This window comes from Nocardiopsis coralliicola (assembly GCF_054779695.1).
In genome coordinates, this window is the sequence record NZ_BAAGXT010000056.1 from 14,405 (window position 1) to 35,033 (window position 20,629).

16 protein-coding genes and 1 riboswitch are annotated in these 20,629 nt (G+C 74.1%); of the genes, 7 read left to right on the plus strand and 9 right to left on the minus strand.

Annotation, left to right across the window (positions count from 1 at the left end; all coding sequences use genetic code 11):
• The first annotated feature begins 439 nt into the window (after positions 1-439).
• Complete coding sequence (locus tag ACYVGT_RS25340; protein WP_460862917.1) at positions 440-1,444, plus strand: DUF3558 domain-containing protein; 1,005 nt, start codon at positions 440-442, stop codon at positions 1,442-1,444.
• 143 nt (positions 1,445-1,587) lie between these two features.
• Here ACYVGT_RS25340 and metE read toward each other — a convergent pair whose 3' ends face one another.
• On the minus strand, positions 1,588-3,852 hold the full coding sequence (gene metE / locus ACYVGT_RS25345; RefSeq protein ID WP_460862918.1) for a 5-methyltetrahydropteroyltriglutamate--homocysteine S-methyltransferase: 2,265 nt from the start codon (positions 3,850-3,852) through the stop codon (positions 1,588-1,590).
• 174 nt (positions 3,853-4,026) lie between these two features.
• Positions 4,027-4,260, minus strand: a riboswitch (cobalamin riboswitch).
• Positions 4,261-4,417: 157 nt separating this feature from the next.
• Between metE and ACYVGT_RS25350 the strand changes: the two genes are divergently transcribed.
• Together ACYVGT_RS25350 and ACYVGT_RS25355 are read left to right on the plus strand one after the other, a co-directional pair.
• Positions 4,418-5,938: a polysaccharide deacetylase family protein gene (locus ACYVGT_RS25350; protein WP_460862919.1), complete on the plus strand. Its 1,521-nt coding sequence runs from the start codon at positions 4,418-4,420 to the stop codon at positions 5,936-5,938.
• 590 nt (positions 5,939-6,528) lie between these two features.
• Positions 6,529-7,143: a DUF6461 domain-containing protein gene (locus ACYVGT_RS25355; protein WP_460862920.1), complete on the plus strand. Its 615-nt coding sequence runs from the start codon at positions 6,529-6,531 to the stop codon at positions 7,141-7,143.
• Positions 7,144-7,548: 405 nt separating this feature from the next.
• Here the strand turns inward: ACYVGT_RS25355 and ACYVGT_RS25360 are convergent, their stop codons facing one another.
• The 7 genes from ACYVGT_RS25360 to ACYVGT_RS25390 all read right to left on the minus strand — a co-directional run bounded on the left by ACYVGT_RS25360 (position 7,549) and on the right by ACYVGT_RS25390 (position 15,364).
• A complete protein-coding gene (locus ACYVGT_RS25360) occupies positions 7,549-8,694 on the minus strand; it encodes a quinone-dependent dihydroorotate dehydrogenase (protein WP_460862921.1) in 1,146 nt (381 codons plus the stop codon).
• Between the two features lie 121 nt (positions 8,695-8,815).
• Positions 8,816-9,727 carry a proteasome assembly chaperone family protein gene (locus ACYVGT_RS25365; protein ID WP_460862922.1) on the minus strand — a complete coding sequence of 304 codons (912 nt, stop codon included), beginning with the start codon at positions 9,725-9,727 and terminating at the stop codon, positions 8,816-8,818.
• Between the two features lie 156 nt (positions 9,728-9,883).
• A complete protein-coding gene (locus ACYVGT_RS25370) occupies positions 9,884-11,620 on the minus strand; it encodes an ABC-ATPase domain-containing protein (protein WP_460862923.1) in 1,737 nt (578 codons plus the stop codon).
• Between the two features lie 345 nt (positions 11,621-11,965).
• Complete coding sequence (locus ACYVGT_RS25375; protein WP_460862924.1) at positions 11,966-12,967, minus strand: amino acid ABC transporter permease; 1,002 nt, start codon at positions 12,965-12,967, stop codon at positions 11,966-11,968.
• Positions 12,964-13,638, minus strand: coding sequence for an amino acid ABC transporter permease (locus ACYVGT_RS25380; RefSeq protein WP_460862925.1), 675 nt, complete (start codon positions 13,636-13,638; stop codon positions 12,964-12,966). The genes ACYVGT_RS25375 and ACYVGT_RS25380 overlap by 4 nt, the downstream gene beginning before the upstream one ends.
• 81 nt (positions 13,639-13,719) lie before the next feature.
• Positions 13,720-14,568, minus strand: a complete 849-nt coding sequence (locus ACYVGT_RS25385; RefSeq protein ID WP_460862926.1) for a glutamate ABC transporter substrate-binding protein — start codon at positions 14,566-14,568, stop codon at positions 13,720-13,722.
• Between the two features lie 52 nt (positions 14,569-14,620).
• Entirely contained in the window at positions 14,621-15,364 is a 744-nt protein-coding gene (locus tag ACYVGT_RS25390; protein ID WP_460862927.1) for an amino acid ABC transporter ATP-binding protein, read from the minus strand.
• A 407-nt stretch (positions 15,365-15,771) separates the two neighbouring features.
• Between ACYVGT_RS25390 and dctA the strand changes: the two genes are divergently transcribed.
• A complete protein-coding gene (dctA, locus tag ACYVGT_RS25395) occupies positions 15,772-17,205 on the plus strand; it encodes a C4-dicarboxylate transporter DctA (protein ID WP_460862928.1) in 1,434 nt (477 codons plus the stop codon).
• 60 nt (positions 17,206-17,265) lie between these two features.
• Here dctA and ACYVGT_RS25400 read toward each other — a convergent pair whose 3' ends face one another.
• Positions 17,266-17,763, minus strand: coding sequence for an Lrp/AsnC family transcriptional regulator (locus tag ACYVGT_RS25400; protein WP_460862929.1), 498 nt, complete (start codon positions 17,761-17,763; stop codon positions 17,266-17,268).
• Positions 17,764-17,897: 134 nt separating this feature from the next.
• Here ACYVGT_RS25400 and ACYVGT_RS25405 point away from each other — a divergent pair, with 134 nt between their 5' ends.
• From ACYVGT_RS25405 to ACYVGT_RS25415, 3 genes are all read left to right on the plus strand, one after another.
• Positions 17,898-19,046: a thiamine pyrophosphate-dependent enzyme gene (locus ACYVGT_RS25405; protein WP_460862930.1), complete on the plus strand. Its 1,149-nt coding sequence runs from the start codon at positions 17,898-17,900 to the stop codon at positions 19,044-19,046.
• Positions 19,043-20,113 carry an alpha-ketoacid dehydrogenase subunit beta gene (locus ACYVGT_RS25410; protein WP_460862931.1) on the plus strand — a complete coding sequence of 357 codons (1,071 nt, stop codon included), beginning with the start codon at positions 19,043-19,045 and terminating at the stop codon, positions 20,111-20,113. The genes ACYVGT_RS25405 and ACYVGT_RS25410 overlap by 4 nt, the downstream gene beginning before the upstream one ends.
• Positions 20,110-20,629, plus strand: a 520-nt coding sequence (locus ACYVGT_RS25415; protein ID WP_460862932.1) for a biotin/lipoyl-containing protein, incomplete at its 3' end; no start/stop codon positions are given. The genes ACYVGT_RS25410 and ACYVGT_RS25415, both read left to right, overlap by 4 nt.

Here is a 20,629-nt window from a genome sequence, read left to right on the forward strand (position 1 = left end):
GGACACTGCACCGCCTCCCGTCGTCGCTGTACTGGGGAATCTATCCCCGGAGGCGTCTCATTACGGCAACGATCAGCGGCCGAGTGCGGACGCACGGCGGCAGCCGCGTCAGCATGGAGGGGCGCCCATGTGCATACGTGTGCCCACCTGCGCCCGCTTCGCTCTGGTTCGTCACGACAGGGGCACGGAACGGTGTCGGTGCGCGCGTCGAGCGATCAGGGCGCTATCGGCCGGGACACTCCCGGTCGCTACGATTCGATACCCGGCCCCGCTGCACCCCGGACCCCGGTGAGCGTGCAGTGGCCGGACCCGCACCGAACGATCGGCTCCTGCACGGCACGCGAGTGCCCTGCGGACTCCGTCCGGACCGCGGGAACCATGAACGCGCCCGTGCGCGTCTCAGGAATCGTTCGGATACGCAGGTGGCGCGAGGGGAGCAATGAGCGACAACGGACCGTACGGCCAGCCGCCGCACAACCCGCAGGAGGGCGACGGCACTCCGGGCGGAGGCCAGCCCAATTTCCAGTCCCCCTATGGGACGGGCCCGCAGCAGGGCCCGTACCCGCCGGGGCCGCCCGGAATGCCGCCGCAGGGGCCCCCGCCGGGGCCGCCCCCGCCGGGACCGCCGCAGCCGATGTACGGCGGCGCACCGGGCCAGCCCCCCTACGGCCCCGGACAGCCTCCGGGCCCGGCCGGCGGCGCCCCCGGCTATCCGCCGCCGAAGAAGAGCAACGCCGGGCTGTACATCGTCATCGGCGGCGGCCTGGTGATCGTGCTCCTCATCGTCGCGGTCGTGGTCGTGCTCTTCCGCGGCGGCGGCGAGGAGCCGCAGGCCGGCGGTGGCGGCGCCTCGCCCGAGGCGTCGCCGAGCGAGGAGCCGTCCACGGAGGCCGGCGGCGGCGGTGGCGGCGGCGCCCAGGGCGAACCGCCCTACGCGCTGCCGGACGACCCGTGCGCCGCGTTCTCCGAGGAGACGATGCAGAAGTACGAGCTGTCGGACGGCTCCAAGTCGCTGACCGACAGCCGCTCCTCCTGCACGCTGTCCGCGGAGGGCGAGGGCGACCTGTACGGCACCGTCTCGGTGGAGTACCAGGTGCCCTACGGCGGCGCGGACTCGGTTGAGGGCGCCAAGACCGACTTCAAGGACAACCTCGACTACGAGACGGATGAGAGCAGCGACATCATCCCGACCGAGGTGCACAACCAGGAGGAGGTCAACCTCGGCGAGGAGGCGGTGCTCGTCTTCTCGACGCAGGAGATCGTCGGCAACCAGTCGGTGGCCACCGTGCTGGTCCGCGACGGCAACGTCAACGTCAAGGTCCAGCTGATGATGAGCAACGGCTTCGACGCTCCGGACGACGCCCCCGCGCCGCTGAAGCTCGAGGATGTCGAGGACATGATGAACGACCTCGGCTCCGAGTCGCTGGGGCTGCTCGGCGCCTGACGGCGCCGCGGCCGCCCTTCCCGCGCACCGCACGCAGCAGGGCCCCCTCCCGCCGGCCGCACGGCCGGCGGGAGGGGGCCTTCGCCGTTCCCGGGGCGCTCCCCCGGGGCCTGCCGGTGCGCTGCGCACCGGCGGGCGGGCGGTCAGTCCGCCAGTTCCGCGCGGACCCGCTGCGCCGCCGCGACCATGTTGCGCAGCGCCGGCTCCGCCTCGGCGTAGCCGCGGGTCTTCAGTCCGCAGTCCGGGTTCACCCACAGCCGGTCCGGCGGGACGCCCTGCAGCGCGGTGCGCAGCGCCTCGGCGACCTCATCGGTGCTCGGCACCCGCGGGGAGTGGATGTCGTAGACACCCGGGCCGATGCCGCGCCGGTACCCGGACCGCTCCAGGTCGCCGACGAGCTCCATCCGGGAGCGCGCCGCCTCGACGCTGGTGACGTCGGCGCCGAGCGCCTCGATCGCGCCCACGATGGTGCCGAACTCGGAGTAGCACATGTGCGTGTGCACGGTGGTGCCCGCGCCGGCCGCGCCGGTGGCCAGCCGGAACGAGCCGACCGCCCAGTCGAGGTACTCCTGGCGCTCCTCCTCGCGCAGCGGCAGGAGCTCGCGCAGCGCGGCCTCGTCGACCTGGATGTGCCGGATTCCGGCCTGCTCCAGGTCCACCATCTCGTCGCGCAGCGCGAGCGCCACCTGGCGGGCGGTCTCGGCGAGCGGCTGGTCGCCGCGGACGAAGGACCAGGCGAGGATGGTGACCGGGCCGGTGAGCATGCCCTTGACCGGCTTGTCGGTGCGCGACTGGGCATAGCGCGCCCACTCGACGGTCATCGGCGCGGGCCGGTTGACGTCGCCGTACAGGATCGGCGGGCGCACGCACCGCGATCCGTAGGACTGCACCCAGCCCTTCGCGGTGGTGGTGAACCCGCCCAGCCGCTCGGCGAAGTACTGCACCATGTCGTTGCGCTCCGGCTCACCGTGCACGAGCACGTCCAGGCCGATGTCCTCCTGCAGTGCGATCACCGAGTCGATCTCGGCGCGCATCCGCGCCTCGTACTCGGCGCCGGTGATGCTCCCGGCACGGTGCTCGGCGCGGGCCTTGCGGATGTCCTCGGTCTGCGGGAAGGAGCCGATGGTGGTGGTGGGCAGCGGCGGCAGTCCCGCGCCCCGGGCGCCGCGCCGCTCCTCGGCGCGCCCGGTGCCGCTGCCGAGCGCCGCCAGGCGCGCGCGGACCCGCGGGTCGCGGAAGCCCGCCGGCTCCGGCAGCGGCTCCCGGGCCCTGGCCAGGTCGCCGGCGGATCCGCCGCCGTCGAGTGCGCCGGCCAGCAGTGCGACCTCGTCGAGCTTCTGCCGGGCGAACGCCAGCCGGGCCTTGAGGGCCGGGTCGAGGCCGGTCTCGGCCTCGAGGTCCACCGGCACGTGCAGCAGCGAGCAGGAGGTGGACACGTCGACCTCGCGGGCGAGGCCGAGCAGCGGGGTGAGGGTGGCCAGGGCCGCGGCGACGTCGGTCCGCCACACGTTGCGTCCGTCGACGACGCCGGCGACGAGCGCCTTGCCGCCCAGCCCGGAGACGGCGGCCAGCTCGCGCGCCGCCTCCGGCCCGGCCACCAGGTCGAGGCCGATGCGCTCCACCGCGGTGTCCTTCAGGGCCTCCAGTGCGGCGGTGCCGATCGAGCCGAAGTAGGTGGAGACGGTGATCTCGGGACGCGTGCCGAGGGCGCCGAGCGCGGTGTAGGCGCGGCTGAGCTCGGCGGTGCGCCGGCGGCCCTCGTCGGTGGCGAGGATCGGCTCGTCCAGCTGGACCGCCTCCGCGCCGGCGTTGGCGAGCGCGGCCAGCAGCTCGCGGTAGGCGGCGACGAGGCCGTCCAGGAGCGCGAACGGGCTCCAGTCACCGGGAGCGCCGCTGTCCGGCTTGGACAGGGCGAGGAAGGTGAGCGGCCCGACCAGGACCGGGCGGGTAGCAAAGCCCAGCCCGCGCGCCTGGGTGAACTCCGCGATCGGCTTGGTTCCGGCCAGCCGGAACCGGGTCTGCGGGCCGAGTTCCGGGACGAGGTAGTGGTAGTTGGTGTCGAACCACTTCGTCATCTCCAGCGGCGGCACCTCCCCGGTGCCGCGCGCCAGGGTGAAGTAGTGGGCGAGTTCCGCCTCCCGGTCGCCCTCGGGCGCCGGGCCGAACCGCTCGGGGACGGCGCCGAACAGCAGCGCCGCGTCGAGCATGTGGTCGTAGTAGGAGAAGGTGTTGGACGGGATCGCGCCGATCCCGGCCGCGCGGAAGTCCTCCCATGCGCCGCGCCGGAGGCGGGCGCCGACGGCGTCGAGCTCGGCGGCGCCGATGCGCCCAGCCCAGTACGACTCGCACGCCTTCTTGAGTTCGCGGTCGGGTCCGATCCGCGGATAGCCGTGTGCGGTGGAGACCATTCTGGTGTCGTCTCTCCCTCGTCGATCGACCTGCGGCCGGCCGCCGGAGCGGGGCGCGCGCGAACGACGGGGAGGCCGGTGCCGCCCGGGCGCCGCGAAAGGCGCGGGCGCGGCACACCGCACCGCCCGTCCGCGCACCCTCCCGCGGGGCGCACCGACCTCCGGCGGCGCGGGCGCGCCGCCGGGCGACCGGCAGGTATTCGGACTCACGGGCGGGGCTCCGCCGGGCCCGTCAGGGGCTCGGCGGTGCCGGATCTACCGGCCGTCGCTTCCCAGGCGCCTGGCCCAGTGCTCTTGACGGCTTTCGTTCCCGTTCACCGCTGCGGGGCAGTCCCGGAATCCCACCGGGTTCCCTCTTGCGACACCCACCGGATGTACGGTGCGTGAACCGATCGCGGCTGCAAGTATAGGTGGGTCCGTTTCGGTGTCCAGGGACCGGGCCCGCTTGGCCTTCCCGTCCCAAGGCTTTCCCTCCCCATGACCTCGCTCCCCGGCTTCGCCCCTTCCCCGAGTGCGATGATCCTGCGAGGTCCAGGTTCGTCTACGTGAGGAAGACGATCTCCAGGTGATCCGCTACCGCTCAACCACAGCCCGCCGCACCGCTCTCGGTGCCGCCGCCGTTGCGCTCGCACTCAGCGCCTGCAGTCCCGGCGGCGGCGAGCACGCATCCGGAACCGAGGAGTCCCCGCCGGAGAAGCCCGCCGGCCCCGCCGACGCGATCACCGAGGTGGATCCGGCTACGGTGCCGGGCCTCGGCGAGGAGACCGACTCCGACGACGGCGACGTCAGCATCGACGTGGCCTATCCGAAGGTGCCCGGTGCCGACCCGTTCACCGAACGGCTCAAGGACGTCACCGGTACCGAGGCCGACGACTTCGTCGACGCCAACCCCGGGGCCAAGTCGCTGTCCATCAAGGGCGCGCTGAGCGCTGCCGGCGGCGACGTGCTCGGGGTCCGCTTCGTGCAGGACGAGGAGGACTCCGAGGGGAAGCGCACCTCCTACTCCACCTACTGGTACGACGCCAAGGAGGGCCGCCCGGCCTACGCCAGCGAACTGCTCGCCGGCGACGCCGAGCTGGCCGAGCTGCACAAGGCCGTCGCCAAGCAGCTGGACGAGGACGGGGTCGAGACCGGCGACCTCTACCCCATCGCGCGCATGTACGACTCGCTGGGCTTCACGCCCGGCGGCGACCTGGTCGCCGAATTCGACGACGGCCAGCTGTCCGGCGGCGAGGACGGCGAGCCGGTGCGCGCGGTCGTGCCGCGCAAGGAGGCCGAGCCGCTGCTGTCGGAGTTCGGCGAGCGGGCCCTGTCCGCCTCCACCCAGGTCACCCGCGACTTCCGGTTGGAGGGCGCCGCGGCGCCCAAGGACGGCGGCAAGCCGGCCGCGGTCCCGGGCCAGCCGGGCGCCGAAGACGTCGACTGCTCCGGCGAGAAGGCCAAGTGCCTGGCGCTGACCTTCGACGACGGCCCCGGCGGCCGGACCGGCGACGTGCTCGACGCGTTCGCCGAGCACGATGCGCACGCGACGTTCTTCGTGACCGGCGAGCCGGTGCGCGAGCACCCGACCACGGTGCGCCGCGCCTACGCCGAGGGCCACGAGATCGCCAACCACACCGAGAGCCACCCCGACCTCACCACGCTCGACAAGGGCGGCGTCGAGGAGGAGCTGGCGCCGGTCAGCTCGCTGGTGGCCCGGGAGACCGGGGCGCGCCCGACCCTGATGCGGCCGCCCTACGGCGCGACCGACGGCACGGTCGCCGACGTCACCGCCGACCTGGGCATGTCCCAGATCATCTGGGACGTCGACACCAACGACTGGCGCGACCGCTCGGCCGGCACGGTGGCCGACCGCGCGGTCGAGGGCGCGGCGCCCGGCGGGATCATCCTGATGCACGACATCCACGACACGACCGTGGACGCCGTGCCGGACATCCTGGACCGGCTGGACAAGGAGGGCTACACCCTGGTGACGGTCTCCGCGCTGCTCGGCGAGACGAAGCCGGGCAAGGAGTACAAGAGCGCCGAGGACGCCCGGCCGGAGGCCTCGGCGTCGCCGTCTCCGTCGGCTTCGCCGGAGGACTGACGCCGCCGGTTCCGCCCGGCCCCCGAGGAGGGCGCGGCGGCCGCACGCCGGTCCGGAGCGCATCAAGGCGCGGATCCGGCGGAGCGCCGGCCCCGCGGGGCGATGTGATCCGGCTCTCGCGCTCCCGCTCAGCGGGAGCGCGGGTGTGTCCGGGAGCCGCCCGCGGGACAGTGCTGCCACGGCGGCGCACACCGCGGTGCGAGCAGAGTGGGCCAGGGTCCGCACGGTACGCAGCGGGGCCGGAAGCGGACAGCCGCAGCCGGCTCCGCAGGCGGTGCGGAAGATCCGCGTAAAACCCGCGGCGACCTGCGGGTTCGACCCGTTTGCCCCGGGGTTCGCCGAGGGCGGACGCGGGGCCGGATTACGGCGGGGTCGCAGTGTGGTTGAGATGACGGTACCCGCCCTCGCGCGGGAGTGATGTCCGGTCGTCGAGCGGCGTAGTCTGGATCGCCGTGGGCACGAGAACGCACATGAGCCGGGCGCCGGAAGCGCCCCGATTCCGCCTGGGAACCCCCGGCGGCGCCCTCCGCGTCCCACCGGAGGAGGCGCCCCGCGCGGGCACCACGCACCACCCGGGAAGGGAGAGGCCGATGGCCGCTGCGAGCGCAGCCGACTACGCCTGGTTCGAAGAGGCCCAGCCGGACCTCGCCGAGGCGTTCTGTCTGACCTATGTCCGCGACCTGGACAAGACCGGCTGTCTGGAGCGCCTCGGCGCCGCACCGAAACGGCTGCGCCCGCTGCCGCTGGCCGACGCCCTTGAGGCGGGGATGTGCTCCGACGACATGCCGCCGCAGACGGCGCACGCGCTGTGCGTCAACGGCTGGACCGTCATCGTCGAGCCGACCGGCTGCCGCGCGGTCCGCCCCGATTTCTACCGCGCCCTGTCGGCCGGCACCGAGCTGGTATCCGTGCGGGTCCGGATGGACCTGCGCTATGAGTTCCGCTGGGTGGTCGACGGTGTCCTGCACACGTTCTTCGACGCCCGCACCCCGGCGCAGCGGCGCGGCACGCGCCCGGATGCGCTTGCTTCGGAGATGTCCTCGGTCGGCCTGATGGACCTCGATGAACCGGACGACCCGGCCGCCGCCGTCCTGGCCCTGGCCGAGCGCGTCACCGGCGTCCGCATCCGCCCCAGCCACTTCACCGGCCCCCTCCTCGGCGCCGAGCTCCCGGAGCTCCCCGTCGCAGCCGCCGCCTCCCGCTGAGCGGCCCGGAGCCCACCCGCACGCCCCCGTGCCGCGGCGGTGCCCCCGGCCGTCCTGATGGCTGCCGGGCCGCCGCACACCGGACGGCTGCTGCCTCCGCGCCGGCTCACCGGGCGCAGTTCCCGCCCGCGGCCCCGGGCGCACCCGCGGCCTTCCCGCTGCGCGCCCGCATCCCCGCACCGGATGCGGGCCGGGCCCCGCCCGCCGGAGCACCGCGGCGGCACCGCGGCCGGCGGAACCCCTCCGGCCGGCCTCCCGGCACAGAGCGCCCGGCACAGAACGCGCTGCGCCGGCTCCCGGTTGCAGCCGCGCCCGGGCCGAACGCTGCCGCTCTGCCCGCGGGGCGGGCCCTCCCGGCTGTCCGCCGCGGACCGCTCCGGGTGGACGGCGGGGCGCCGGCGCCGCCTAGGCGGCGCCCTTCGCTCCTGCGGCGCGCTCAGCGTCTTCGGCGCCCACGGCGTCCTGGACGGTGGGCAGGCCCGCGGCGCGGGTGAGGCGGGCCAGGCCGGTGTGGATCCGGCGCGGCCAGAGCGGACCGCCGTAGATCAGGCCGGTGTAGCCCTGCACGAGGGTGGCCCCGGCGCGGATCCGCGCCCAGGCGTCCTCCGGCGTCTCGATACCGCCCGCCGCGATGAGCAGCAGCCGGTCGCCGGCCCGGGCGCGGAGGCGGCGCAGCACGGCGAGCGAGCGCTCCTTGAGCGGTGCGCCGGACAGCCCGCCGCCGCCCGCCGCCTCGACCTCGTCCGGCTCGGAGGCGAGCCCGCTGCGGGAGACCGTGGTGTTGGTGGCGATGATGCCGTCCAGGCCGAGCTCCAGGGCGAGGTCGGCGACGGCGTCCACATCCCCGTCAGCGAGGTCCGGGGCGATCTTGACGAGCAGCGGCAGGCCGGTGGCGCCCGCGCCGTCCAGGGCGCCGCGCACCGCCGACAGCACCGGCCGCAGCGCGTCGACCGCCTGCAGGGTGCGCAGGCCCGGCGTGTTGGGCGAGCTGACGTTGACCACCACGTAGTCGGCGACACCGGCGACGGCGCGGGCGGAGGCGGCGTAGTCCGCGGCGGCGTCTTCTTCGGGCACCGCCTTGGTCTTGCCGATGTTCACGCCGACCAGCGGCGCCGCGGTGCCGCGGGCGGCCGCGCGGGCGCGCAGGTCCTGCAGCCGCTCGGCGGCGGCCTCGGCGCCGCCGTTGTTGAAGCCCATCCGGTTGACGATCGCCCGGTCGGCGGTCAGCCGGTGCAGGCGCGGCTTCGGGTTGCCGGGCTGCGCCGCGGCGGTGACGGTGCCGACCTCGACGAAGCCGAAGCCGAGCGCGGTCAGCGCCACCGGGCCCTCCGCGTTCTTGTCGAACCCGGCGGCCATTCCGAGCGGCCCGGGGAAGGTGCGGCCGAGCGCGGTGACGCGGAGCTCCGGCCGGCGCGGGCCGAGCAGGCGGCGCACCAGGCGGGGCGCGCCGGGCACCGCGGCGGCGGCGCGCAGGGCGGTGAAGCTCGCCGTGTGCGCGGTCTCGGCGTCCATTCGGCGCAGGACGGCGTGGAAGAGCAGCTGGTAGAGCACGGCGGTCCCCGGTGTCCGGCCCTCCTGCGGCGGGAGGGCGTAGTGGTGTGGTGCGGCGGCGCGGCGGTCCCGCCGCGGTGTGTCGGGCGGGTGGCGCAGTCAGGCTGCCGCCGCCCGCACGCTAGGAGTCGCCGCGCTCGCGGTCGGCGAGGAAGCGCTCCAGTTCGTCGCCGAGTTCCTCGGCGGTGGGCAGCGCCGACTCGTCGCCGGGCCAGGTGGCGTCCGACGTCTCCCGGTCGGTGACGAATGCGTCGTACTGCCGTTCGAGGTTGCCGACGACCCGCTGCACCTCGTCGGAGTCGGCGACCTGCTCGGCGATCTCGGCGTCGGTCTCGGCCGCGCCGGCCTCCAGCCGCTCCGAGGGCAGCGCGAGGCCGGTGGCGCCGCCGGCGTACTCCAGGGCGGCGATCGCGGCCCGCGGGTACTCCGACTGGGCGAGGTAGCTGGGCACGTGCACGGCGAAGCCGGCGGCGTCGTGCCCCGCCTCGCCGAGGCGGAACTCCAGCAGCGCTCCGGCGCCGGCCGGAACCTGCACCCGACCCATCCAGGGGGTGTGCGCGGCGACCAGTTCGGGCCGCGTCGCGTGCGCGGTGGCGGTGACCGGGCGGGTGTGCGGCACCGCCATCGGGATGCCCTGCAGCATGACGGTGAGCTCCACGCCGAACCGCTCGACCAGCGCGGTCACCGCGGCGCTGAACAGCTCCCACTCGCGGTCCGGCTCCAGACCGTGCAGCAGCAGGAACGGCGTGCCGTCCTCGTCGTGCATCCGGTAGAGCGAGAGGCGCGGCGGGTTGTAGTCGGTGTAGGCGTTCTCCAGGAACGTCATGACCGGGCGGCGCGACCGGTAGTCCAGCAGGCGGTCGACGTCGAACGCGGCGACCTCGACGGCGTCGAACGCGGCGAACAGCGCTTCGCCGGCCTGCTTGCCCGCGGACCCGGCGTCGATGTAGCCGTCCAGCAGGACGAGCATCACCGATCCGCCGCCGGCGTCGGCGCCGGGCCGGAGCGTGTAGAGGTCTGCGGGATCAGGCACCGGGAGCGGTCTCCGTTCTTGCTGCGGGTACTGCGGGCGCGGCGCGGGCGGCGGTGTGCTGCGCCGCGGGGCCGGTCCGCGATCCAGGATAGTCGACGCGTACCGGGCGCCCGCCGACGCACCAGCGGCGCAGAACGGCGGCGACCGGCGGCTTCGTCACCGCACGCGGAGGGTGCGCAGCCGGTTCAGCGCACCGGCCACCTCGAACCGGCGGGGCAGCGCGAAGTCGCCCGGGTGGCCGCGGCCGAGGACCGCGGCGCCGTCGTCGCCGAGCCGCTCCTCCAGGGCGTCCAGTGCCTCGGCGATGGTGCCCTGGGAGAGCAGGCCGCCGCCGGCCAGCAGCCGCAGGGCCAGGCCGACGCCGATCAGCTGGCCGGGGTCGACGAGCTGGGTGAGGCCGCGGACGTCGATCTCGGTCTCGCCGAAGGTCAGCACGTCCATGTCGCGCCGCTTGATCCGGACCCGGCCGCGGGCGGTGGCGTCCACCGAGCGCGGGTCGGCGCTGCGCGCCGCGGGCGGCGGGAACGGCGCGTCGGTGCGCTCCGCGGCCAGCTCCCGGGCCTGCTCGGTGACGTCGGAGGGCCGGTAGGCGTCGAGCATGACCACCTGGTCGGCGACGTCGAAGTAGTCGCCGCTGCCGCCCATCACCAGCACGGTGGAGACGCCCTGTTCGCGGTGGAGCGGCCGCACCAGGTCGACGAAGGGGGTGAGCGGCTCGCGGTCGCCGTGCACCAGCCGCTGCATCCGGGCGTCGCGGATCATCAGGTTGGTGGCGGTGGTGTCCTCGTCGACCAGCAGCACGCCGGAGCCGGCCTCCAGGGCCTCGGCGATGTTGGCGGCCTGCGAGGTGGATCCGGAGGCGTTGTCGGTGCTGAAGTCGGAGGTGTCGGCGCCGGTCGGGAGGTTGCGCACGAAGGCGCTCACGTCGGTGCGCTCGACGCGGCGGCCCTCCTCGGCGCGGATCTTGACGGCGTCGGCGCGGGTCGCGACCAGCTCTCGGCCGTCGCCGGGCACGTGGTCGTAGACGCCGCGCTCAAGTGCGTGCAGCAGGGTCGACTTGCCGTGGAAGCCGCCGCCGACGATGAGGGTGATGCCCTCCGGCACGCCCATGCCCTCGACCTCGCCCGCGTGCGGGAGCCGGACCGAGGTGCGCAGCGTGGCCGGCGTGCGGAACGGCACGGCGCCGCCGGTGAGCGGCCGGTCGCTGATGCCGCTGGCGCGCGGCAGGATCGAGCCGTCGGCGACGAACGCGACGAGGCCGCGGTCGGCGAGGGCGCTGCGCAGCGCAGCGGAGTCCTCGACGGCGTCGGCGAACGCGGTCGCCTCAGCGGTGTCCAGGGCGCTCCACCGCAGCGCGTCGACCATCTCGGGCAGCAGTTCGGTGAGCTCGCGGCGGGCGGTCCGCCCGTCGATGCGCCGCCCGTGGCCGGGCAATTCGATGCCCAGCCGCAGGACCACGGCGCCGCCGTCGATCCGGCCGGCATTGCGCGCGACGACCTGCTGGCCGCCGGCGTCGATGCGCAGCCGGGCGCCCTTGAGCGCGCGGTAGGCGGTGCGCACCAGGTAGTCGGCCGTGGCGCGGCGCCGGTCGGGGTGGGTCCAGGCTTCGTCGGGCAGCCCGGCGGTCGCGGCCGGGATGTGTACGGCGATGCGGGACGGCGGGGCGAACGGGTCGGCCTGGACGCGCTCCACGGTGAGGGTGAAGTCGCCGAAGTCCCAGTCGCCGGTGAGGGACTTGTACCGGCCGTAGGAGGCTCCGTCCATCCGGCCGAGCTCGTCGGCCAGCCGGTCGGCGTCGCGGACTCCGGTGATCTCGCGGTCCCCCGCCTTCGGGCCGCGCGCGCCTCCGCCGCCGCGGAACCCGCGGTCGCCGCCCCCGTTGCGTGCCGCCATGTGCCTGCTCCCCTCGCTGCTGCGGGCCCGGCGGCGCAGTCCGCTGCGGGCTGTACCGCTGCGGCGCCGCACCGTGCGGGCCGGTGTGCCGTGCCGTGCGGGCGCTGCCGCCGGTGCACCGCGGCGCCCGGCGCCGCCGGTCCGCCGGATGTCCGCGGCGCTGCGCGGGATGCGCCCGGCCCCGGATGCTATCCGCTGAGGGCGGTGCGGGCGGCACCGCCGGGCGGGCGGGCACCGGACCGCCTCCCGGCGGCCGCCCCGCTCCCGCCCGCGCAGGGGCGGAACACCGAAAGGGGCGGGGCCGCGGCCCCGCCCCTCCTGCTCTGCTGCCGGCCTCCGGCCTGCCTAGGGCTTCCGCCCCTGGCCGCCGGCGTCCGGCGCCGGGGCGTCGCCCTCGTCGGCCGCCATACCGGGTGCGGCGGTGGCGTGCGCCGAGGCGCGGCCGCGGCGGGCGTTGCGCCGCTCCAGCCAAATCGCGAGGCGGCTCAGCGCCAGGTTGATCGCGATGTAGATGACCGCGCACACGATCGCGGCCGGGATCACGTTGCCGTAGCGGGTGCCGATCAGCGAGAAGCCGCGGAGCAGCTCCGGGAAGGCGATGATGTAGCCGAGCGCGGAGTCCTTCAGCAGGACGACCAGCTGGGCGACGATCGCCGGCATCATGGCGGTGACGGCCTGCGGGATCTGGATCAGCCACAGCACCTGGGTGCGGCGCATGCCCAGTGAGTAGGCGGCTTCGGCCTGGCCCTTGGGAACCGCGTTGATGCCGGCCCGGAACACCTCGGCCAGCACCGACCCGTTGTACAGGGTGAGGCCGACGATGACGGCGGTCATCGCGTCCACCAGGAAGGTGCGCGGCGGCAGCGGGTCCATGCCGAACGCCTGCAGGCCCTGGTTGACGGCGAGCGGCAGCGCCATGGTGAAGAAGATCAGGATCAGCAGCGGGATGCCGCGGAAGAACTCCACGATCGCGCCGGAGACCCACCGGATCACGGCGTGCTCGGAGAGCCGGCCGATACCGAACACCATGCCGAAGACCAGCGCCAGGATCGCGGCCCAGAACGCCGCGGTCAGCGTGTTCTGCAGGCCCGGCACGATGTAGCCGGTCCAGGTCGCCGGGTCGAGGAACGGTGCCCAGCGCTCCCCCGCCCACTGGCCCTGCGGGTTGACCCGCCAGGCGTCCGCGCTGGTCAGCGGAGCCGCTCCGGCTGACAGCGACCGGTTCAGCCCGAGGTAGACCAGGACGAAGAGGCCGGCGCCGAGGAGCGCGGTGAGCACCGACAGGGCGCGGCTGCGCGCGCGGGCTTTGGGACCCGGCGCGTCGAAGAGGACGTTCTGCACGCTCATCGGGCCACCGCCACTCGCTTGCTGAGCCAGCTGAAGAAGAAGCCCATGGGCAGCGTCAGGATGAGGAATCCGAGCGCGAACCCGATGAACGTCGGGATGACCGGGGCGATGCCCTGGTCGAACATGAGCTTCATCTGCCGGGACGCCTCCTGCACGCCCAGCCCCGCCACGGAGGCGACGGTCGTGTTCTTGGTCAGGGCGATCAGCACGCTGCCGAGCGGGCCGACGACGCTGCGCAGCGCCTGCGGGAGCACGATGATGCCGAGGTTCTGGGTGAAGGTGAGGCCGAGCGAGCGCGCGGCTTCGACCTGGCCGATGGGCACCGTGTTGATGCCCGAGCGCAGCGACTCCGAGACGAAGCAGGACGTGTAGGCGGACAGGCCGATGACGGCCCACCAGAACACGTCCCACTGGACGGTGTCCGAGAGCGCGACGCCCAGGGCGCTGTTGATGCCCAGGCCGCAGAAGAGCAGCACCAGCGTCAGCGGAGTGTTCCGGATCGCCTCGACGTAGCCGGTCGCGAGGCCGCGCAGGACGGGTACCGGCGACACGCGCATGGCGGTCAGCAGGATGCCGAGGAGGAACGAGAAGAGCGCGCTGAGCGCGGTGAGGCGGACGGTCCAGGAGAAGCCGTCGATCACCTTGTCGATATTGCCGAGAAAAGCTTCCATTGTTCCCAGCCGGTCACGGCCCCGGCCGGAGCCCGCAGTGGTGCGGCTCCGGCCGGGGCGACGGGTGGATCAGGGTCGGGGTCAGGCGCAGCCCTCGACCTCCGGCTGCTCCTCCTCGTAGGCGAAGTCGGTCGCGCCGAACGCCTCCTCGAGGTAGGTGGCCGACTCGCCCTCGTCCCACATCTTGGTGATGGCCTCGTTGACCTGCTCGCAGCGCTCGGTGTCGCCCTTGGGCAGGCCGACGCCGTACTTCTCTTCGCCGAACGGGTTGTTGACCATCTTGAACGCGTCGGGCTCCTGCGCGGCGAAGCCGGCGAGGATCGTGTTGTCGGTGCTGACGGCGTCGACGGTGCCGTTCTTCAGCAGCTCGATGCACTCCGAGTAGTTGCCGGCCTCGCGCAGCTCAGCACCGATCTCCATGTCCTCGGTGATGTTGTTGGCGGAGCGGGAGCCCGAGGCGGAGCAGAGCACCTTGCCGTCGAGGTCCTCGGGGCCGGAGACGTCGTCGGTGTCGGCGCCGACGAGGATGTCCTGCTGGGCGACGTAGTAGGGGCCGCCGAAGTCGACGACCTCCTTGCGCTCGTCGGTGATGGAGTAGGTCGCGATGACCATGTCCACCGTGCCCTGCTGCAGGAAGGTCTCGCGGTTGGCCGAGGCCGCCTCGGTCCACTCGATCTGGTCGGGCTCGAAGCCGAGCTCGCCGGCGATGTAGGTGGCGACGTCGACGTCGAAGCCGACGGGCGTGCCGCCCTCGTCCAGGCCGAGGCCCGGCTGGTCGTACTTGACGCCGATGGTGATGCCTTCGCCACCGCCCTCGCCGTCCCCGCCGCCTTCGCCGCCCATCTCGGCGCCGCCGCAGGCGGCAGCGGTGAGCAGGAGGGCGCTGGCGGCGGCAGCGGTGCCGATTCGGCCGATTCGACGGACTCGCATGTCCGGATACCTCTATTCCTCGTGGTCCAGCAGGTGCGGGGGTACCGATCGGTCAGTGGCTGAGGATCTTCGACAGGAAGTCCTTGGCCCGATCGGAACTGGGGCTCGTGAAGAACGCTTCCGGGTCCGCCTCTTCGACGATCTCTCCGTCGGCCATGAAGACCACACGGTTCGCGGCGCGGCGGGCGAAGCCCATCTCGTGGGTGACGACGATCATCGTCATGCCCTCCGAGGCCAGCGAGGTCATGACGTCCAGGACCTCCTGGACCATCTCCGGGTCCAGCGCCGAGGTGGGCTCATCGAACATGAGCACCTTCGGCTCCATCGCCAGGGCGCGCGCGATCGCCACGCGCTGCTGCTGACCGCCGGACAGCTGCGCCGGGTACTTGTCGGCCTGGTTGGCGATGCCGACCCGGTCGAGGAGCTCCAACGCCCGCTTGTCGGCCTCGGCGCGCTGCTTGCCGCGCACCTTGATCGGACCGAGGGTGACGTTCTGCAGCACGGTCTTGTGCGCGAACAGGTTGAACGACTGGAACACCATTCCGACGTCACTGCGCAGCCGCGCCAGGCCGCGGCCCTCTTCGGGAAGGGGGACCCCGTCGATGGCGATGGCCCCGGTGTCGATGGTCTCCAGCCGGTTGATGGTCCGGCACAGGGTCGACTTCCCGGAGCCCGAGGGCCCGATAACGACGACGACCTCACCGGAGTGCACCGTGAGGTTGATGTCACGCAGCACGTGGAGTTCGCCGAAGTGCTTGTCGACGCTCTCCAGGGTGACGAGCGGAGTTGCGGTCATGCCGGGAACCTAGCGGCAGAGCCGCTACTTGTCAGTATCGAAACGGCCCGTTACCGCAGGTAGTAGCCGATTTGTTACCGATCCGAGGGGTGCGCGCACACCCTCATCACCGAGGGTTTGCGGGCCCGGACACGCTGCGCCTGAGAGCGGATGCACCACTCAGGCTTCCCCCTTCTACCCCGCTCGCGCGCGGCTCACTCCCCCCGCCCCCAGCCGCCGCATCCGGCCGCCGCACGCGGGCGGAGCGGGCCGCCGGGGCGCCGGCACGCCGGCGAAGGGTCGAGAAGTTCGTGCCCCTTGCGACCCGAATGTGGCCCATATTACTGTTACGCCGCACTCACATTCCGTCATGAGGAAATGCGTTTCCCAATGGCGAGACACCCCCCTGAGTTCCGAGGAAGGCGCCCATGGCCGAGGACGCAGAGGACAGCACCCCGCGCAGCACCCCGCCCCGGGAGCGGCCCCCGCGCCAGCCCGCCAAGCAGCCGCCCAAGCGGTTCTACCGGTCGCTGTTCTTCCAGGTCATCGTGGCCGTCGTGGTCGGCGTTCTGGTCGGGCACCTCTGGCCGGCCTTCGGTGAGGCCCTCCGGCCGCTGGGCGACGGCTTCATCCGGCTGATCAAGATGGCCATCGCCCCGCTGATCTTCTGCGTGATCGTCACCGGTATCGCCAAGGTCGGCGACCTCGGATCGGTCGGCCGGATCGGCATCAAGGCGCTCGTCTACTTCCAGGCGGTCACCGCGTTCGCCCTGGTCTACGGAATGATCGTGGCCAACGTCGTCCGCCCCGGCGCAGGCTTCGAGGTCGACCCGGCGCAGCTGGACGCGGCGGCGGTCGAGGAGGCGACCCAGGGCGAGGAGCTGCCCGGAGCGGCGCAGTTCCTGATGGACGTCATCCCGGAGAGCCTGGTCGGCGCCTTCGCCGAGAACTCCCTGCTGCAGGTGCTGTTCTTCTCGGTCTTCTTCGCCCTGGCACTGGCCTCGATGGGCGAGCGCGGCAAGCCCGTCCTGGACCTGGTCGAGCGGGTCAACGAGGTGATCTTCGTGATCATCGGGTGGATCATGCGGATCGCGCCGGTCGGGGCGTTCGGCGCGATGGCCTTCGTCGTCGGCTCCTACGGGCTGGCATCGCTGAGCAGCTTCGGCATGCTTGTGCTGGCCTGCTACGGGGCAGCGGTGCTGTTCCTGTTCCTGCTGGCGCTGGTCGCCAAGGTCTTCGCCGGGGTGAACCTGTGGAAGTTCCTCCGCTACACCAAGGACGAGTTCGCCCTGGCCATCGGCGCCGCCTCCTCCGAGGCCGTGATGCCGCGCATCATGCAGAAACTCACCGCGGCCGGCTGCTCCAAGGCCACCACCGGCCTGGTCATCCCCACCGGCTACTCGTTCAACCTGGACGGCGCCGCCATCTACCTGTCCATCGCCGGCCTCTTCCTCGCCCAGGCGTTCGGCGTGGACATGTCGCTGGGCGACCAGCTGATGATGGTGCTCATCCTGCTGCTCACCTCGAAGGGCATGGCGGGCGTCCCCGGTTCGGCCTTCCTCGCCCTCTCCGCCACCGCGACCGCGCTGGGCGCCTTCCCCGCCGCCGGCGTCGCCCTGCTGCTCGGCGCCGACCGGCTGATGGACACCATGCGGGTCTCCATCAACCTGCTCGGCAACTGCGTGGCGACCTTCGTCGTCGCCCGCTGGGAGGGCCAGCTCGACATGGACCGGATGCGCGCCGCACTGGACGGCACTGCGCTGCCTGCTGAACCCGCAGAGGACGGCGCAGCCGGAGCGGCCCAGCCGGTCCAGGCCGCACTGCCGGAGCAGCGGTCCGCAGCGGAGCCCCCGAAGCCCTGACGGCACCGGCCCGCCGGGCCGGCCGCTCCCGCTGCGGAGCCCGGCCGGCCCGGCCGGGGGTCAGGGCCCGCCCGGGGCGGCCGGCGCACCGGCGGCACCCGGCGGTCCGGTCCAGTGCCCGGAGGTCTCCGGCTCGTCGAGGACGAACATGGTCCGGGTGCCGGCCACTTCGGGGAAGCGCTGCAGCCGCTCCAGGATGAAGGTGCGCAGCGCACCCGCGTCGGCGACGCGCACCAGCAGGATGAGGTCCGCGTCGCCGGAGACCAGTGCCGCGTGCTCGATCTCGGGGATGGCGCGCAGCCGGTCGCGGAACGCCTCCCAGGAGTCCTGCCGGATGCGGACCGTGACGTAGGCGGCCAGGCCGAGGCCGCAGGCGGCCGGGTCGACGACGGCGGTGAATCCGCGCAGCACGCCGGAGCGGCGCAGCCGGTCCAGCCGGGCGTGCGCACTGGCGCGGGAGACGTGCGCCGCCTGGGCGAGGGCGCGCACCGACATCCGGCCGTCGGCGCGCAGTAGTTCGAGGATCCTCCGGTCGACGCCGTCGAGCGCAACGGCCATGTGTCTCACCTCACGTCGCGGGGCGGGGGCGGGGCTGGACGTTCGGCCCGCTGGCGTGCGGCAGGGTGGACCGAACGTCCGGGTTTGCGCGCCGTACATAGACACTTCCGAGTGATCCGGATCATATTCGAGACATGGCGGACACGGACACCACCACCGAACCCGAACCGGCGCTCCCGCCGCTCCCCCCGATCGAACCCACCGCGCTCATCGGCGCCGGCGGGCAGCGCACCGGGGACGGCACCTTCCCCTTCCCCGGCGGCGACGTGCTCGCGCGGCTGCACCGCGGGATGGTGGCCGGCCGCCGCTTCGACGTCCAGGCCGGCGCGCTGGCGCGGCAGGGCCGGCTCGCCGTCTACCCCTCCTCCCGAGGGCAGGAGGCGTGCCAGGTCGGCGCGGCCCTCGCCCTGGGCCCGCGGGACTGGCTGTTCCCCACCTACCGGGACAGCGTGGCGCTGGCCGCGCGCGGCGTGGACCCGGTCGAGGTGCTCGCGCTCTTCCGCGGCGACCGGCACTCCGGCTACGACCCGGGCAGCCACCGGTGCGCGCCGCAGTGCACGCCGCTGGCCACCAACGCCCCGCACGCAGCCGGCCTGGCGTGGGCGGCGCGCCGGGCCGGCGAGGACGCTGCGGCGCTGGTCCTGCTCGGCGACGGCGCGACCAGCGAAGGCGACGCACACGAGGCGTTCAACCTCGCCGCGGTGTGGCGGGCACCGGTGGTCTTCCTGGTGCAGAACAACCAGTGGGCGATCAGCGTGCCGCTGCGGTTGCAGAGCGCCGCGCCCACCCTCGCGCACAAGGCGGTCGGCTACGGGATGCCCGGCCTGCACGTCGACGGCAACGACGCCGCCGCGGTGTATGCGGCGGTGTCCGGCGCGCTGGAGTCGGCCCGCGCGGGCGGCGGCCCGGTGCTGATCGAGGCGCGCACCTACCGGGTGGGCCCGCACACCAACGCCGACGACCCGCGCCGCTACCGCGCACCCGAGGAAGAGCGCGCCTGGGAGGAGCGCGACCCGGTCGCGCGGCTGGCGGAGCTGCTGCGCGCCGAAGGGCTGCTGGACGATGCGGGCGAGGCCGAGGCCGCCGCCGAGGGCGAGCGCATCGCCGAGCGGGTCCGCACGGCACTGGCCGGCCAGGACCGGCCCGATCCGGCCGGGCTGTTCGACCACGTCTACGCCGAGCCCCCCGCGCACCTGCTGGAGCAGCGGGAGCGGCTCGCCGCCGAGGCAGCCGGGGAGGCCGCCGCCGATCCGGCGGCTGCGGGCGGGCAGGGGGTCCGATGACGCAGGCAGCGGCCGCGGGCTCCATCCGCCCGGCCGGAGCAGTCCGGGCAGCCGGGGAGGCGGAAGCGGTGGAGACCACCCTGGGCGGCGCCCTCAACCGGGCGCTGCACGACTCCCTGGCCGCCGATCCGTCGGTGATCGTCTGCGGCGAGGACGTCGGCCCGCTGGGCGGCGTGTTCCGGGTGACCGACGGGCTGCAGGAGGCGTTCGGCGCCGACCGGGTGTTCGACACGCCCATCGCGGAGTCGGGTGTCGTGGGCGCCGCGGTCGGGATGGCCATGTACGGGCTGCGGCCGGTGGTGGAACTGCAGTTCGACGCGTTCGCCTACCCGGCGTTCGAGCAGGTCGTGTCGCACGTGGCGAAGATGCGGAACCGGACCGCCGGCCGCGTCGGCCTGCCGCTGGTGCTGCGCGTCCCCTACGGCGGCGGCATCGGCGGGGTCGAGCACCATGCCGACTCCTCCGAGGCGTACTACACGCACACCCCTGGGCTGCGGGTGGTGACGCCCGCGGCGCCGGACGACGCCTACGCGCTGCTGCGCGCGTCGGTCGAGAGCCCCGACCCGGTCGTCTTCCTGGAGCCGAAGCGCCGCTACTGGGAGCGGGGCGTGCTCGATCCGGGCGCGGCGGCAGCTCCGCTGGACCGGGCCCTGGTGCGCCGGCCCGGCCGGGACGCCACGGTGTTCGCCTACGGCCCGATGGTCGCGACCGCACTGGAGGCCGCCGAGGCGGCCGAGGAGGAGGGGCGCTCACTGGAGGTGGTGGACCTGCGCAGCCTCAGCCCGTTCGACGACGCGACGGCCGCCGCGTCGGTGCGCCGCACCGGGCGCGCGGTGGTGGTGCACGAGGCCTCGGAGTTCGGCGGGTACGGCGCCGAAGTCGCGGCCCGGCTCACCGAGCGCTGCTTCCACTATCTCCAGGCGCCGATCCTGCGGGTCTGCGGCCTGGACGTGCCCTATCCCCCGCCGAAGCTGGAGGCGGCGCACCTGCCCGATGCCGACCGGATCCTGGACGCCGTCGACCGCCTCCAGTGGGAGGCCGACTGGACCGAGGGGGCTGAGTCGTGAGCGGGCCCGGGGAGGGCGCCGCGCAGCAGGGCGCCGGAGCTCCGGTGCGCGAGCTGGTGTTCGCGCTGCCCGACCTGGGCGAGGGACTGACCGAGGCGGAAGTGGTGGCCTGGCGGGTCGCTCCGGGCGACCGGATCGCGGTGGACGCGCCGGTCGCCGAGGTGGAGACGGCCAAGGCCGCAGTGGAGGTGCCCTGCCCGTTCGCGGGCACGGTCACCGCGCTGCACGCCGATGAGGGCGCCGCGGTGCCCGTCGGCGCGCCGCTGGTAAGCGTGGCGGTGCCGGACGGCCCGCAGCACGGCCCCGGGACCGGGCGGAGCGGCAAGGGCGCCGCTCCTCCGCCAGCGGGATCGGGGGCCGTCCTCGTGGGATACGGCACCGGCGGCGCTGATCGGCCCGCCGGCCGCCGCAGGCGCGGGGCGCGGGCGGGGACGACGGTGTCCCCGCCGGCCCCGCGCTCCCCCGGACCCGCCGTGCCCGGGAGCGCCGCCGCCCGCGACCGCGCCGGGAACGGCG

Coding starts and splice junctions, on each gene's coding strand:
- ACYVGT_RS25380 (WP_460862925.1), bottom strand. CDS start 13,638: ATGGAAGCTTTTCTCGGCAATATCGACAAGGTGATCGACGGCTTCTCC.
- ACYVGT_RS25390 (WP_460862927.1), bottom strand. CDS start 15,364: ATGACCGCAACTCCGCTCGTCACCCTGGAGAGCGTCGACAAGCACTTC.
- ACYVGT_RS25355 (WP_460862920.1), top strand. CDS start 6,529: ATGGCCGCTGCGAGCGCAGCCGACTACGCCTGGTTCGAAGAGGCCCAG.
- ACYVGT_RS25370 (WP_460862923.1), bottom strand. CDS start 11,620: ATGGCGGCACGCAACGGGGGCGGCGACCGCGGGTTCCGCGGCGGCGGA.
- ACYVGT_RS25410 (WP_460862931.1), top strand. CDS start 19,043: ATGACGCAGGCAGCGGCCGCGGGCTCCATCCGCCCGGCCGGAGCAGTC.
- metE (WP_460862918.1), bottom strand. CDS start 3,852: ATGGTCTCCACCGCACACGGCTATCCGCGGATCGGACCCGACCGCGAA.
- ACYVGT_RS25385 (WP_460862926.1), bottom strand. CDS start 14,568: ATGCGAGTCCGTCGAATCGGCCGAATCGGCACCGCTGCCGCCGCCAGC.
- dctA (WP_460862928.1), top strand. CDS start 15,772: ATGGCCGAGGACGCAGAGGACAGCACCCCGCGCAGCACCCCGCCCCGG.
- ACYVGT_RS25375 (WP_460862924.1), bottom strand. CDS start 12,967: ATGAGCGTGCAGAACGTCCTCTTCGACGCGCCGGGTCCCAAAGCCCGC.
- ACYVGT_RS25400 (WP_460862929.1), bottom strand. CDS start 17,763: ATGGCCGTTGCGCTCGACGGCGTCGACCGGAGGATCCTCGAACTACTG.
- ACYVGT_RS25340 (WP_460862917.1), top strand. CDS start 440: ATGAGCGACAACGGACCGTACGGCCAGCCGCCGCACAACCCGCAGGAG.
- ACYVGT_RS25405 (WP_460862930.1), top strand. CDS start 17,898: ATGGCGGACACGGACACCACCACCGAACCCGAACCGGCGCTCCCGCCG.